Source organism: Paenibacillus sp. FSL H8-0315 (genome assembly GCF_038005365.1).
GTDB lineage: Bacteria > Bacillota > Bacilli > Paenibacillales > Paenibacillaceae > Paenibacillus_AQ > Paenibacillus_AQ odorifer.
The window spans coordinates 6,008,944-6,022,064 of the sequence record NZ_JBBOTA010000001.1; the positions used below are offsets into that span (position 1 = coordinate 6,008,944).

Here is a 13,121-nt window from a genome sequence, read left to right on the forward strand (position 1 = left end):
CAGCTGCGATGAAAGGAGCTTTTTTATGTCTAAAATTGTGAAATGGGAAGTCGGCGTTTGCCTAGTGTTACTGCTGGGTGTAGTGGGGTGCTCTACGGTGAAACCCGCAAAAGTTATCGAAATCAATGAGATGACCAATCTGGATGGCAAATCTAAAAGTCAGTATCCTCCGTTGTCACCTGTGATGCAAGACGTATATAACCGTTCAATCCCTGAAGAAGTATATTCTGTGGATTAGTCTACTGAGAGGTTACGGATTCCATGTGTAGGCTTTTCTTTCTTGTCATTATTTTATATAATAGACAACTATCGTTGGCTACATAGAGAGAGGAGTTTGCAACTAACATGGCGGCAGAAATCTTACGGGTAACTACAGAGGAACAGCTTCAGATGGGACTGGATATCCGTACTAAAGTATTTGTTGAGGAACAAAAGGTACCGGCCGAGGAAGAAATTGACGAATATGATGCCATCAGTCCGAATGCGCACCATATTCTGATTATAGATGAAGGGATACCTGTAGCAACGGGTAGATTGATCTATTACAAAGCAGGTACTGCTAAAATGCAGCGCATCGCCGTATTGAAAGACTATCGGGTCAAAGGATACGGACGTGTCTTGTTACTGGCGATGGAAGAGCTTGCTCGGGAGCTTGGACTGGAAGCTTCAATTCTAGATGCTCAGTGTCAGGCAGAGAATTTCTATAAGAAACTCGGCTATGAAGTTATTTCTACAGAACCATTTTATGATGCAGGTATATTACATGTACGTATGCAAAAAATGCTTTAAAGATGGCGCACATAATTATTGGACGCTCTACGCAAGCTAGGATGTGCCGAATGATGGCAAATCCAAGTGCAAGGGGCGAACTTAAGTGCCAAATAACGAACGTGAATCTTTCGTAGCTGTTCAAAAAAATGGGGATGGCGATTTAACAAGCTTCCAGACCTCTACAGGACGTGTGCTGGCGTATGACCAAGCCCTGCAAGAAGTACAGGCCGGAAATATTGCCGGAGTGAACGCTTTTAAAGGTAAGGATGGAGAAACTTATATTCGCGGAGATGCGGATGGAGATCCAACTAACAATCTGGATAATTTGCCGACATTTTCATAGTTCAACACGAAAAGCCGTACATACGTCTACAGACGTTTATGTACGGCTTTTTTTTGTAAAGATCAGAGTTTATAGTTCACATGCTGCTCTAAAAATTCCATCTCTCCTGTAAGTCCGACGAAATCTGGTTGTTCATCGCTATAATGCATGAGCTTGATCCGCTCGCGAACATCTTTAGGCAGAGACATCAGCTCTTCCAGCGTAGTGTGAACAACGCCTGTTCCACCTAGTTGGCAGTCATGCAGGATGATCCGGATCCCGCGCTCCCGCACAAGGCTAATCAGTAGATCCGGCTGAAAGGTCATGTCCGCACTATAAAAAATCTCGTTGTTTATTAGAAGGGAATAACTGTTTTTGCCGGGAATATGCGGTGTTTGTATGATCTCTAATGAAAGAGTAGGAGAGAGCTTGTAGGTATTTTCAGGCTGCATGGGCTTAACATCGAAGATATCAGATAAGGAAGATACAGCATCTTCTTGGTATAAACCTCCCTTTAACGTATTGTTCCACAAGGGCTCTATAAGTGTCTCCGGAAGAAGTAAGGTCATTTTTTTACAGTGCACATGCTTTAAGGTTAGCGCAAGCTCTTCCAGCCCTCCAACATGATCTGCATGAATATGTGTAATGAGCGTAGCATTTACGTCACTGAAGGATTTTTCAAGTCTATGCATGGCAAGCGGGGCTGTTATCCCGCAATCAATCAGCAGGGTGTAATTTTCATCTAGCAGCAAGCCATTGTTGTTAAAATATTTTTTCGCAAAAGCATTGCCTGTTCCTAGCATTTGTAGGCTTAGACTCATAAGAAAGAACCCTCCTGAAATCGGTTATAGCTAATGTTTCTACTTTGAATAAGACCATAATATCATTTTTCGCAAGATCAATGAAATATTTACCTGAAATCAGCGCAACTTGCTGAAACAAAGTAAGTATATATTAACAGCATGAATTATCTGGAGGGTCTCAAATGAATAGATGGAAAAAAATCACTTTGTGCGTGTTTGCTTTTTCCTTAATGGGTGGCTCATTATTATTCGCCGATTCCGTTAATCAGAAAATTAGAGTATGGAGCAACGGAAAAGAAATTGTAGACGGCGGTTATCTAATTGATGGAAAAACGTACATTCCTGCTAGAGAAACAGGCGGGGTTGTTACTTGGGACGGTTCTGGGAAAGTTACGATCCTTAAACCTAATGTCCATATTGTACTTTTTAAAGGGGATACGGTTTTTGGCAATGTCAATGTAGGCAAGCTGAAAATAAAGATATTAACTCAGGTAGATAGTCTGACCGAAGAGATTTCAGCTGTGAAAGTGGCCATGACAGATCCGTCTGGAAACGTTAAGGATATTCAGTCACAGGTGCTTGAAGGCTCGCAGAAGGATAATTTCTGGTTTCCAACCTCGGAGTTTACTTATGATTTTAAAGAAGCGGGCAAATACCGGGTAGGCTTCTATATTAAGCCCTCCAAAAATGCCGATTACGTACTTGTGTCGGAGAAGGTAATAACAGCGTTAAATTAGGTGTTCTAAATTGACCTGAACTAATCTAACGTGGTACGATACCAGATGTAGGATAATACAATTCAAAGTGAGGTATTACAATGAGCGATCACAAACATGAGCATGGTGAAGCATGCGGTTGCGGGCATGATCACGACCATGAGCACGAGGAGTTTGTGCTGACCTTGACGAACGAGCAGGGCGAAGATGTGGAAATGGTGCTTGTAGAAACGTTCGACATAGGCGAGAAATTATATGCTCTGTTGTTAGAGCGCGAGAATCCAGAAGCAGACGGCATTATTCTGCGTATGGAAGAAGAAGACGAAGAAATGGTATTGTATAATATCGAAGATGAAGAAGAATGGAAAGCTGTTGAAGAAGCTTACAACAATCTGCTTGCTCAGCAAGAATAGATTCTAGCGACTAAACTTAAGCTGTTCTATGTGAATGGAACAGTTGATGCTTATATACAGAAACCCGATACTCATTATGGTATCGGGTTTTTGTATAAATGATTTAAGTTTTTAAGGAAAAAGATAGATCTTAGGATATAGGATCGGCTTCAACAATCACCTTAACATTAGTGATGCTGCGGTCCTCAGGCCCTTTAACCGGCAGGCCGATTTCGACGTGGTCGATAATGTAGTCGATATTATCCTGAGTAATGACTTCGCCAGGGAGGAGAATCGGTATCCCCGGTGGATATACATAGATAAACTCTGCAATGATGTACCCAGCAGATTCGCGGAACGGAACTAACTGAGTGTCAGCATAAAAAGCATCTCTTGGAATTAAAGCAAGCTGCGGGATTTCTGGAACCTGAACCTTCAGTTCATAGATTTCACCCTTGCTATAGTGGATAGCGGACAGCACCCGTAAAGCAGCTAATAATTTATCTACTGATTCTTGAGTATCACCTGGGGTAATAAGGCAAAGAATATTATACATGTCACTCAGTTCAACTTCGATGTTGTATTTCTCACGCAGCCAGTTTTCGGTTTCGTAACCAGTGATCCCTAAATGGCGAACGTGAATGTTAAGTTTGGTTGGATCTAGATCGAAAGTTGCTTCTGTTCCAAGTATTTCTTTACCAAAGCTGTACAAGCCTTCGATAGTGTTAATGGTCTCGCGTGCGTAGTTGGACAATTGGATGGTTCTTTCCGCCATTTCATGTCCGTTCAGCGCGAGATTGCGTCTAGATGTATCGAGAGACGCTAATAAAATATATGAGGTTGATGTTGTAGTCAGCATGCTCATAATGGTCTGCACCCGTTGTGGGTTAATCAGCCCAGTCTTCGCATTTAGATTCAGTACCGAGCTTTGCGTCATGGAACCACCAAGCTTATGCACACTAGTGGCAGCTATGTCCGCACCGGCCTGCATGGCCGACACCGGCAGATCCTCATGAAAATGAATCAGTACTCCATGTGCCTCGTCCACCAGAACGGGTACCCCGTAACGGTGAGCCAGGTCGACAATCGAACGCAGGTCGGCACATACGCCGAAGTACGTTGGATTGATAACTAGAACTCCTTTAGCGTCTGGATGACGCTTTAACGCTCGTTCCAGCGCACTGGTGGTTATGCCGTGATCTATCCCGAGATTCTCATCCTGTACAGGCGAGACGAACACAGGCTTGGCTCCGGAGAAGATAATGGCCGACATTACGGATTTATGAATGTTACGCGGCACAATTATTTTTTCACCCGGTGAGCAGACAGAGAGGATCATCGTCATGATGGCATTGCTCGTGCCCTGTACGCTAAAATACGTATAGTCGGCGCCGAAAGCCTTCGCAGCCAGCTTTTGAGCCTCCTGGATTACGCCAGTTGGCTGATGTAGATCATCAAGCGGTGCGATGTTGATTAGATCTATGGATAGAGCGTTATCGCCGATAAACTCACGGAATTCGGCATCGGTTCCTAGCCCCTTCTTATGCCCGGGAATATGAAATTGAACTGGATTGCCGGCGGCATGCTTTTTTAGAGCTGTGAAGAGGGGAGTACGGTGTTGATTCATTTAATGCTGTCACAACCTTTCGCGAATAGTTAATTTTTAAGGCAAGCATCAGTATAACAAAACAATCTTCAGAATACTAGGATTTGGATGTGATAGAATGTCCACGAAAGCTGAACAACGGATGAATATTAGTTTAGCATCACCATTTATTGTTGAGATGTGGGTAATTATTTTTTTAGTTGAATTTGTTAAAGGTTCGCTGCTTGTTGCTTTATTGCCAGTGTATATGGAGAATATACTGGGGCTGTCGGTGACAGTAGTGGGATTCGCTTTTGCCCTACAGTATTTGGGGGACAACGTCTTCCGCAGCCCTTCAGGCTGGGTTATGGAGCGCATAGGGTTCCGCTGGACGATGACAAGTGCATTGCTGCTGATTCTAGTAGCCATTGGTTTGATCATCTATGCCAAAACGGCCGTTGCGTTATCCATCGCCTGTCTCATTCTTGGGATCGGGACCTCACCGCTTTGGCCATGTGTGATGACCGGGATTACCGAGCTGGCCGGATCAACCAAAAGCGGCAGCAGTGGTGCGGCCATGGGCGCTGTTGAGATGGCTTCTCTCGCAGGAACAGGAATCGGTCCAATTGTTGTGAATTTTTTAATGGATCAGGGTGGACAAAGCTATCACGTAGCTTTTCTAGTCTTGTTAGGTTGTGCTGCCGCTGTAGTTGTAGTAGCCCTTTTCTTACCTAAACGAATCTCTTCTAGCGGGTCTCATGCTGTCGTGAGGGACATGCATGGACTTGGCGGAGCAATGGAGCGTAAAAAGCTTAGTCCGTTAGAAAGTATAAAAAGAACGCTGCATCAGGTGAGAACTACCCTGAAAGTCAGCAGATGGCTGTACCCGGCGTTGTTCCTACAGGCCTTCGCCATTGGCTTGATGACACCTGTAGTTACCTTGTTTGCACGTACAGAGCTGCATGTTAGTCCCAATCAATTCAGTTTGCTCCTCATTGCAGGGGGAGGGATTACAGTTCTTGCACTTATTCCCGCAGGTAAGCTGGTGGACCGTATAGGGACAACGGTGTTTCTGAATATAGGTTTTTTGTTAGCTGCCTTTTCGCTGGCCTTTTTCTCTCAGGTTCGCTGGCTGCCACTTGCCTTTATCGCGGTTGCGCTGGTCGGTATAAGCTACGCGCTTATCCTCCCGGCATGGAATGCCTTTCTGGCTAAGCAAGTTCCTAAGGGGGAACGAGGGACGGTCTGGGGGCTGTTCCTGACACTCCAAGGCTCAGGAATGGTAGCGGGGCCAGTATTGTCAGGTAGATTATGGGATCATGTAGGACATGGTGTCCCATTCCTGGCAAGTGCTATTGTAATGCTGCTGCTCTTCGGGCTGCATCTGCTTATCGTGCATAGAACGAAACAGAAATTTAAGACTAGCTGAGGAAAAAAAGCCGCTGATAACCGGAGAATGATCCGGTAAATCAGCGGCTTTTTAGAAAATTAGAAGGATATACGATATAACGGAAGTAAGTTTCGAAGGTCTTCTGTATGACACTGTGCAGCTGAAGGACTAGAACGTTTATGCTCCAAAAGGACTAAAAGGCATTAAAATTCTCGATCAGCGTTTGGAGAAAGGCTGTTGCGGGTAAAAATAGTCAATAAACCAAGTTACCGCTACATAAACTGAAGTATAAAATAAGATTAAGACGAACGCAAAAAGGAAGTTAATTCAAGAAGAGGTCCGGCAGCCATGATTACTCTGGAATTGAACTAATGAAGGTTGGCTTTACAGATGTGAAGCTGTTAGGGGGGAGTGCCGTGAACAAAAACGACGAGGTGGAGTATTGTAACCTGGAACTGCGGTTCGACAGACAGCATATCCAGGACCTGATCAAGGATTTGATTCAAGAAGGTTATTCCCTATATTGGAGCGAGAATGAACAGGTCTTTGTGATTTCGGTCCGTACGGGTCGTAAGTTAGTGAAATTGCGGTTTCAAAGGATTAAAGACGGCTATAAGCTTGTGGGCGATTATATGATCCGTGATGCTCGCTTGTCAGAGTGGATGGAGAAATTAATTGGGGATATGCGCGGGCATGCAATCGTTAAACGTTTCCGGGATCGGCAGATTATTATTGAAAATATTTTGTTTGGCGAAGTGATTCGCCTAGTTGAAATTTCTGGTTATCAGCAGCGCGTGTTATATCAGAAGGGACCTATGCTCACAGATGAGGAGCTGACAAGACTCTTTTATTCTATTGAAGGGGAAGAACGGGTTCGCCAGCGGAGAATTGAAGTAGATGAACAGTTGGATCGGTTAAATGATGCCCTAAAGGCTGGAGATACGGTTCGCGCGGACAAATGTCGAGCTGAGCTTGCCTTTTTGACCAAGGAATTGTTTATGTTAGAATGGTAAGCAAGTGCCGCAAATGTTCTTTCAAGGCACCCCGTTCATCGGGGTGTCTTATATTTGTATTGGAACTTGCAGACAGGGGTTCACTTCTGACGTTAAAAACGTTAAAATAGTCATTGTGATCATTTCTTAGACTGAATTTGTCAATGAAATTGATCTCTATTCGCAGGGCAGGCTTTGCTGTCTCTGATAAAGGGTGGTATTCTTATACTGCGAGAAATGGATTTCACAAAAATATAGGGTGCAAAGGGTGGAGGACCAGATGGCAAAACAACAAATCGGCGTTATTGGCTTGGCGGTAATGGGCAAGAATTTGGCTCTAAATATCGAAAGCAAAGGTTTTTCCGTATCCGTATTCAACCGCTCCCCGGAGAAGACACATGATCTTCTTGCTGAAGCGGAAGGTAAAAACCTCGTAGGCACATTTTCCGTTGAGGAATTTGTAGCTTCGCTGGAAACACCGCGCAAAATTCTGATCATGGTTCAAGCTGGTAAAGCTACTGATGCTACCATCGAGCAACTGCTGCCGCATCTTGATCAAGGCGACATCATTATCGACGGAGGGAATGCTTACTTCCCTGATACAGTTCGTCGTAGTAAAGAACTGGAAGAAAAAGGTTTCCGCTTTATCGGTACTGGAGTTTCCGGTGGTGAAGAAGGTGCTCTTAAAGGTCCTTCGATTATGCCAGGTGGTCAAGAAAGTGCGTATAAACTTGTAGAGCCTATCCTAACGGCAATCTCAGCCAAAGTGGACGGAGAGCCTTGCTGTACATATATCGGACCTGACGGTGCAGGACACTATGTTAAAATGGTGCACAACGGTATCGAATATGGTGATATGCAATTGATCTGTGAAGCTTATCAGTTGTTGAAAGATGTTCTAGGTCTGGATGCAAAAGAACTTCACAATATTTTCAAAGAGTGGAACAGCGGCGAGCTCGACAGCTACCTGATCGAGATCACTACTGATATCTTTGCTCAATATGACGAAGAAACCGGCAAACCTATGGTTGACGTTATCCTTGATTCCGCTGGCCAAAAGGGTACTGGTAAATGGACAAGCCAAAGCTCACTAGATCTTGGTGTACCTCTGTCCATGATTACCGAATCCGTATTCTCCCGCTTCCTGTCTGCTATGAAGGATGAGCGCGTAGAAGCAAGCAAAGTGCTTAACGGACCAGAAGCAACAACATTTGAAGGCGACAAAGCCGAATTCATCGAGAACGTGCGTAAAGCATTGTTCGCGAGCAAAATCGTATCTTACGCGCAAGGTTTCGCTCAACTTCGCGTAGCTTCCGACGAATATGGTTGGGATCTGAAATATGGCGAGCTGGCTAAAATCTGGCGCGGCGGCTGCATTATCCGTTCCCGTTTCCTACAAAACATCACAGATGCTTATGAGAACAATGCGGAGCTTAAGAACCTGCTTCTTGATCCTTTCTTCAAGAATGTTATGGACAATTACCAATCCGCATGGCGTAAAGTCATTGCTTCTGCGGTAACTTTGGGTGTTCCAGTCCCTGGATTCTCCAGCGCATTGGCTTACTATGACAGCTACCGTACAGAACGTTTGCCTGCTAACTTGCTTCAGGCTCAACGTGATTACTTTGGCGCTCACACCTTCAAACGTGTGGACAAAGAAGGCGTCTTCCACCACAACTGGATGGCAGCAGAATAATCTAATTGACGGTATGACAAGCGGCCCGGACGGCTTCACCAGAAATGGGGAGCCTTTCGGGTCTTTTTTTACTGGAAGAAGCGGATTGTCTAATGTTTTGACCCTGTGTTATGATATGACAAATATCGCGGTTGGAGGATAGTCATGGCTGGGGATACAGAAGAACTAAAAACGATGAGTCAGGAAGATAAGAACAAAAACATTATTTTAGTAGGGATGATGGCGACTGGTAAGTCAACTGTTGGTGCTATTTTGGCCGAGGAGCTGGGCTATGAGCTGGTTGATTTGGATCATGTCATTATTGAGACTGAAGGCAGAAGCATTGCAGAAATCTTCGCAGAAGATGGTGAGGAATACTTTCGAAGCGTAGAAACTGCGGTTCTAAAGCAAATGCTAGAGTCTGAGAATAAATTAATATCCACTGGTGGAGGCGCGGTATTGGCGCCGGGAAATACAGCCTTAATGCTGAGTAAAGGGCATGTAGTTGCGCTAACGGCAACTGAGAAAGAGATTATTGCACGTGTTAGCGGGGATGAGAATCGTCCGCTGCTCGCCGGCAATGCAGAAGAACGGGTCAGACGAATCATGGAAGATCGCCAGGATGCATACCTATTCGCGCATTACACGGTCGATACAACGGGACTGACTGCGGCAGAAGTGTCGCAACATATTTTAATGCATTACCGCGGTTGAGCTTTTAAGAGAGTGTCTCATTCCATTCAATCATACCGCCGCTAAGGTTCGCAGCGTTATAACCAAATTGCTGTAGATATTCGCAGACACGTTGGCTGCGTGCACCGGAACGGCAAATGAAGATCACTTTGGCATCGCTTGGAATATCCTCTGTACGGTGTGGAATTTCTCCCATAGGGATATGTTGTGCACCGGGAATCATCCCAAAGGCCACCTCTTCGTCTTCGCGAACATCGATGAGTACAAGGTCTTCACCTGTCTCTATACACTGCCGTAATTCTTGCGGTGTGATTTGTGGTACATTATGCATGGGTTTGACCTCTTTTCATCAGAAGAATGGTTTAATGATAACACAAGAACAGAATACCCTGTCAAACAAGCATTACATACCCACTACATCTACTAAGGAGAGTTTATATTATGGACGTTATTGTTAGGCCAACGCCATCTCTGCAAGGAGAATTTGGAGCCCTCTCTTCCAAAAACTATACGACACGTTATCTGCTGGTTGCGGCATTGTCTGAAGGAGTAAGTACGATTTATCATCCTGCACATAGTGAGGATAGCGACGCGATCCGCCGCTGCATAGCAGATTTGGGTGCTGTGCTTACAGAAGATGAGGAAAAAATTGTGATTCAAGGCTTCGGACGTCACCCAAAAGATGTTAAAGAACTTAATGTAGGAAATGCCGGAGCGGTGCTGCGTTTTCTTATGGCTGTGGCCGCGTTAAGTCCTGAGGTTACTTTTGTAAATACGTATCCAGACTCATTGGGCAAACGTCCGCATGACGACTTGATTGTGTCATTGGAACAGTTAGGTGTTCAGGTGGAGCATAATGAAGGGAAACTGCCGATCACGATCCGTGGGGGTAAACCGGTTGGAGGCAGAATTACTGTCTCTGGTGCAGTAAGCTCCCAGTTCCTAAGTGCTCTGCTATTTCTGACGCCATTGCTTGAAGAAGATAGTGAAATTATTGTCCTCGATGATTTGAAATCGAAGGTTGTCGTGGGCCAGACCTTGGAAGTGTTGGAGCAGGCAGGTATTGTGGTGCACGCTGCGGATGATTACATGTCCTTTAAAGTTCCCGGTCGTCAAGCTTATGCAGCTAAATCATATACTGTTCAAGGTGACTACCCAGGCTCTGCGGCAATCCTTGCGGCGGCTGCCGTTACAAAGTCGGATGTGAAAATTCACCGTCTTGCAGAACAAAGTAAACAAGGTGAAAGAGCCATTGTTGATGTGCTGCGGATGATGGAAGTTCCTCTTACACATGAAGAGGGTACAGTACATGTCCAAGGGAACGGTATCCTAAAAGCTGTTGAATTCGATGGAGATGCTGCAACCGATGCGGTACTGGCCATGGTGGCTGCTGCAGTATTTGCAGAAGGTACCTCCCGATTCTACAATGTTGAGAATTTGCGCTATAAGGAATGTGATCGCATTACCGATTACTTGGCAGAGTTAACCCGTGCCGGAGCCAAGGTAGAAGAACGCCGCGATGAAATTATTGTTCACGGCATGCCCGAAGGTGTCGAAGGCGGAGTCACCATTAATGCGCATTATGATCACCGCGTAATTATGGCACTATCCGTAGTAGGCTTGCGTGCGCGTCAACCTCTTTTGATTAAGGATGCACATCATGTGGCAAAATCATATCCGCAATATTTTGATCACTTGCGTGCGCTTGGTGCGAATGTGGAGTGGGTACAATAGGAATAAGGGAGCTAGCGTATCTAGCTTCAGTTAAACAAGGATCATTAAGTGTAACTATGGAAAGGGGCACTACTTATGAGCTTTGAGAATCCAAGTCGGGAGCAGATCGGAGATATTCTTGCTTCCGCAGGTAACATTGCTGTTGTCGGCTTATCAGACAAAACAGATCGTACCTCTTATATGGTCGCGGGCGCCATGCAAAGCCGGGGATATCGGATTATCCCCGTTAACCCAACGGTGGACGGGGAGATCCTGGGTGAAAAGTGTTATCACACTTTAGCTGAAATTCCAGATCCAGTGGACATCGTCAATGTATTCCGTCGAAGCGAACACTGCGCAAAGGTCGCGCAGGAGGCAGCTGACATTGGCGCACGTGTGTTGTGGCTCCAGCAGGGTATAGTTAGCGCGGAAGCCGCTGAAATTGCCGCTGAGCACGGTATGATCGCCATTATGGACCGCTGCATCAAGGTCGAAGAAGCGATCACAATGCATGGTCGTAGCCGGCAGTAGGTTCGGTTATATAACTGTTAAACAGAACACCGAATTGAGTGTTTGGTGATTTACAGTTATCGTCGACCTACGGACTAACAAAGAACTGACGAAGAACGAACTAACTGGTGAAGAATGAGCAAACTGGTGAAGAACGAACTAACTGGTGATAAACGAACTAGCTGGTGAAGAGCGAACAAACTGGTGAAGAATGAGCAAACTGGCGAAGAACAAACTAGCTGGTGAAGAACGAACTAGCTGGTGATAAACGAACTAGCTGGTGAAGAACGAACAAACTGTTGAAGAATGAGCAAACTGGCGAAGAACGAGCAAACTGGCGAAGAATGAACTAGCTGGTGAAGAATGAGCAAACTGGTGAAGAACGAACTAACTGGTGAAGAATGAGCAAACTGGCGAGAACGAGCAAAAGTGGAATAAACTAACTGGGTTTAAATTTATGATGCTGTGGCTAATGCAAACTTAGATGATGAAGTTTAGCCAAAATAAGTGGTATTGTGTAACGCAAGGTGCGATTTCTAATGTAAAACGCCTGTTGAGCTAGTTATAATAAGATTAGACGAAGAACGTCCTTTAAACCGCTTTTTGCGGTGAAGGGCGTTTTTTTATTTTGTAGGGGAGGCTATAGGTTATGGAGTTTGAAGAAGCGCATGGTTTGTTTATCGACCAGCATATGAAATCAAGAGCAGGTGAAAGAAGAGGCAGGCTGCTTAGAGGACATAATTTTGCGGAAAAGCTGTTTTTGCAGAATGTATGGTGGCCTATGTTTGAGTCCCTAGACGATTTGCATCCAGAATACGAAGTATATGACTGGAATCGCAAATCACAATTTCTGGACTTTGCTTATCTTCCACAGACGGGCAGCAGCTTTGGGATCGAATGTGATGGATATCAAAGCCATGTGAAAGATATGGACCGCGAGAAATTCAACTATTCAGTAAATAGGGACACTTTTTTGACTGGGATGGGCTGGAGGATGATTCATTTTTCTTTTGATGATATCCAGCAACGTCCCGAGGTCTGCCGGATGCTGTTACAACTGGTGCTGGCGCCTTACTTGGCGCGTAAATCTGCTAGCGTAGCTATTTTATCTGAGGAGAAAGAGGTTCTGCGTTTCGCTTGGCGTCTCGGTAAACCGGTTCGTCCAAAGGATGTGGCCACGAATTTCTGCATTAATTTCCGTACGGCGCGTCGATTGCTGCAATCATTAAGTGAGAAGGGGTTGCTAGAGCCGGTTAATCAGGGAGAAAGAATTCGGTATTATGAGGTGAAGGCTCTCAGACCAGATCAAATGTGGTAAGAGGATCTTTAGAGGCTGCGCAAGGGAATAATTGCACTTTATACAACTAAATCGCCGAAATAGTTATCTAAATGCGAAATAGTTGCATTTTGTACACTTAAAACGCATCAAAGATTAGATGAAGTGGGAAATCACTAAAAATAGTTGTATGAAGTGCAGTTAAAAAGGTGCTCAGAGTAACGCCGATAGGAATAGTTGCACAAAGTACACTTAAACTCAGGTGGAATTCCTAACTGTGAGT

The 13,121-nt window shown here is 44.9% G+C and carries 15 protein-coding genes; 12 read left to right on the top strand and 3 right to left on the bottom strand.

Going from position 1 to position 13,121, the window contains the following annotated elements:
- Window positions 1-25 precede the first annotated feature (25 nt).
- From MHB56_RS26065 to MHB56_RS26075, 3 genes are all read left to right on the top strand, one after another.
- A complete protein-coding gene (locus MHB56_RS26065; protein ID WP_076219148.1) occupies window positions 26-238 on the top strand; it encodes a hypothetical protein in 213 nt (70 codons plus the stop codon).
- Between the two features lie 107 nt (window positions 239-345).
- Window positions 346-789, top strand: coding sequence for a GNAT family N-acetyltransferase (locus tag MHB56_RS26070; RefSeq protein ID WP_076136093.1), 444 nt, complete (start codon window positions 346-348; stop codon window positions 787-789).
- 85 nt (window positions 790-874) lie between these two features.
- Window positions 875-1,114: a DUF3892 domain-containing protein gene (locus MHB56_RS26075; protein WP_036686113.1), complete on the top strand. Its 240-nt coding sequence runs from the start codon at window positions 875-877 to the stop codon at window positions 1,112-1,114.
- A gap of 62 nt (window positions 1,115-1,176) precedes the next feature.
- On the opposite strand, the gene MHB56_RS26080 is transcribed toward MHB56_RS26075, so the two are convergent.
- Window positions 1,177-1,914, bottom strand: coding sequence for an MBL fold metallo-hydrolase (locus tag MHB56_RS26080; protein WP_076305216.1), 738 nt, complete (start codon window positions 1,912-1,914; stop codon window positions 1,177-1,179).
- A gap of 164 nt (window positions 1,915-2,078) precedes the next feature.
- Here MHB56_RS26080 and MHB56_RS26085 point away from each other — a divergent pair, with 164 nt between their 5' ends.
- Window positions 2,079-2,633, top strand: a complete 555-nt coding sequence (locus MHB56_RS26085; protein WP_036686116.1) for a copper amine oxidase — start codon at window positions 2,079-2,081, stop codon at window positions 2,631-2,633.
- 80 nt (window positions 2,634-2,713) lie between these two features.
- Entirely contained in the window at window positions 2,714-3,025 is a 312-nt protein-coding gene (locus tag MHB56_RS26090; protein ID WP_036686118.1) for a DUF1292 domain-containing protein, read from the top strand.
- Window positions 3,026-3,155: 130 nt separating this feature from the next.
- Here the strand turns inward: MHB56_RS26090 and MHB56_RS26095 are convergent, their stop codons facing one another.
- The gene (locus MHB56_RS26095; RefSeq protein ID WP_036686120.1) at window positions 3,156-4,631 is read right to left on the bottom strand and encodes an aminotransferase class I/II-fold pyridoxal phosphate-dependent enzyme; all 1,476 of its coding nucleotides are present in this window, start codon (window positions 4,629-4,631) and stop codon (window positions 3,156-3,158) included.
- A gap of 97 nt (window positions 4,632-4,728) precedes the next feature.
- Here MHB56_RS26095 and MHB56_RS26100 point away from each other — a divergent pair, with 97 nt between their 5' ends.
- From MHB56_RS26100 to MHB56_RS26115, 4 genes are all read left to right on the top strand, one after another.
- The gene (locus tag MHB56_RS26100) at window positions 4,729-6,018 is read left to right on the top strand and encodes an MFS transporter (RefSeq protein ID WP_076183344.1); all 1,290 of its coding nucleotides are present in this window, start codon (window positions 4,729-4,731) and stop codon (window positions 6,016-6,018) included.
- A gap of 377 nt (window positions 6,019-6,395) precedes the next feature.
- Window positions 6,396-6,992: a hypothetical protein gene (locus tag MHB56_RS26105; protein WP_036686566.1), complete on the top strand. Its 597-nt coding sequence runs from the start codon at window positions 6,396-6,398 to the stop codon at window positions 6,990-6,992.
- Window positions 6,993-7,251: 259 nt separating this feature from the next.
- Window positions 7,252-8,667, top strand: coding sequence for an NADP-dependent phosphogluconate dehydrogenase (gene gndA / locus MHB56_RS26110; protein WP_038570246.1), 1,416 nt, complete (start codon window positions 7,252-7,254; stop codon window positions 8,665-8,667).
- A 144-nt stretch (window positions 8,668-8,811) separates the two neighbouring features.
- Window positions 8,812-9,360 (top strand): shikimate kinase, encoded by a 549-nt coding sequence (locus MHB56_RS26115; RefSeq protein WP_340395498.1) that lies wholly within the window; start codon window positions 8,812-8,814, stop codon window positions 9,358-9,360.
- A 4-nt stretch (window positions 9,361-9,364) separates the two neighbouring features.
- Here MHB56_RS26115 and MHB56_RS26120 read toward each other — a convergent pair whose 3' ends face one another.
- The gene (locus MHB56_RS26120; protein ID WP_036686126.1) at window positions 9,365-9,670 is read right to left on the bottom strand and encodes a rhodanese-like domain-containing protein; all 306 of its coding nucleotides are present in this window, start codon (window positions 9,668-9,670) and stop codon (window positions 9,365-9,367) included.
- A gap of 110 nt (window positions 9,671-9,780) precedes the next feature.
- Here MHB56_RS26120 and aroA point away from each other — a divergent pair, with 110 nt between their 5' ends.
- From aroA to MHB56_RS26135, 3 genes are all read left to right on the top strand, one after another.
- Window positions 9,781-11,073 (top strand): 3-phosphoshikimate 1-carboxyvinyltransferase, encoded by a 1,293-nt coding sequence (aroA, locus tag MHB56_RS26125; protein WP_076129118.1) that lies wholly within the window; start codon window positions 9,781-9,783, stop codon window positions 11,071-11,073.
- Window positions 11,074-11,148: 75 nt separating this feature from the next.
- Window positions 11,149-11,583 carry a CoA-binding protein gene (locus MHB56_RS26130; RefSeq protein WP_076303382.1) on the top strand — a complete coding sequence of 145 codons (435 nt, stop codon included), beginning with the start codon at window positions 11,149-11,151 and terminating at the stop codon, window positions 11,581-11,583.
- 628 nt (window positions 11,584-12,211) lie between these two features.
- Window positions 12,212-12,880 carry a hypothetical protein gene (locus MHB56_RS26135; protein WP_076303381.1) on the top strand — a complete coding sequence of 223 codons (669 nt, stop codon included), beginning with the start codon at window positions 12,212-12,214 and terminating at the stop codon, window positions 12,878-12,880.
- The last annotated feature ends 241 nt before the right edge of the window (window positions 12,881-13,121 follow it).

What these genes read in the sequence shown, in the direction of transcription:
- MHB56_RS26065 (WP_076219148.1), top strand. Translation starts at nt 26, where the DNA reads ATGTCTAAAATTGTGAAATGGGAAGTCGGCGTTTGCCTAGTGTTACTG.
- MHB56_RS26070 (WP_076136093.1), top strand. Translation starts at nt 346, where the DNA reads ATGGCGGCAGAAATCTTACGGGTAACTACAGAGGAACAGCTTCAGATG.
- MHB56_RS26080 (WP_076305216.1), bottom strand. Translation starts at nt 1,914, where the DNA reads ATGAGTCTAAGCCTACAAATGCTAGGAACAGGCAATGCTTTTGCGAAA.
- MHB56_RS26085 (WP_036686116.1), top strand. Translation starts at nt 2,079, where the DNA reads ATGAATAGATGGAAAAAAATCACTTTGTGCGTGTTTGCTTTTTCCTTA.
- MHB56_RS26090 (WP_036686118.1), top strand. Translation starts at nt 2,714, where the DNA reads ATGAGCGATCACAAACATGAGCATGGTGAAGCATGCGGTTGCGGGCAT.
- MHB56_RS26095 (WP_036686120.1), bottom strand. Translation starts at nt 4,631, where the DNA reads ATGAATCAACACCGTACTCCCCTCTTCACAGCTCTAAAAAAGCATGCC.
- MHB56_RS26100 (WP_076183344.1), top strand. Translation starts at nt 4,729, where the DNA reads ATGTCCACGAAAGCTGAACAACGGATGAATATTAGTTTAGCATCACCA.
- gndA (WP_038570246.1), top strand. Translation starts at nt 7,252, where the DNA reads ATGGCAAAACAACAAATCGGCGTTATTGGCTTGGCGGTAATGGGCAAG.
- MHB56_RS26115 (WP_340395498.1), top strand. Translation starts at nt 8,812, where the DNA reads ATGGCTGGGGATACAGAAGAACTAAAAACGATGAGTCAGGAAGATAAG.
- MHB56_RS26120 (WP_036686126.1), bottom strand. Translation starts at nt 9,670, where the DNA reads ATGCATAATGTACCACAAATCACACCGCAAGAATTACGGCAGTGTATA.
- aroA (WP_076129118.1), top strand. Translation starts at nt 9,781, where the DNA reads ATGGACGTTATTGTTAGGCCAACGCCATCTCTGCAAGGAGAATTTGGA.
- MHB56_RS26130 (WP_076303382.1), top strand. Translation starts at nt 11,149, where the DNA reads ATGAGCTTTGAGAATCCAAGTCGGGAGCAGATCGGAGATATTCTTGCT.
- MHB56_RS26135 (WP_076303381.1), top strand. Translation starts at nt 12,212, where the DNA reads ATGGAGTTTGAAGAAGCGCATGGTTTGTTTATCGACCAGCATATGAAA.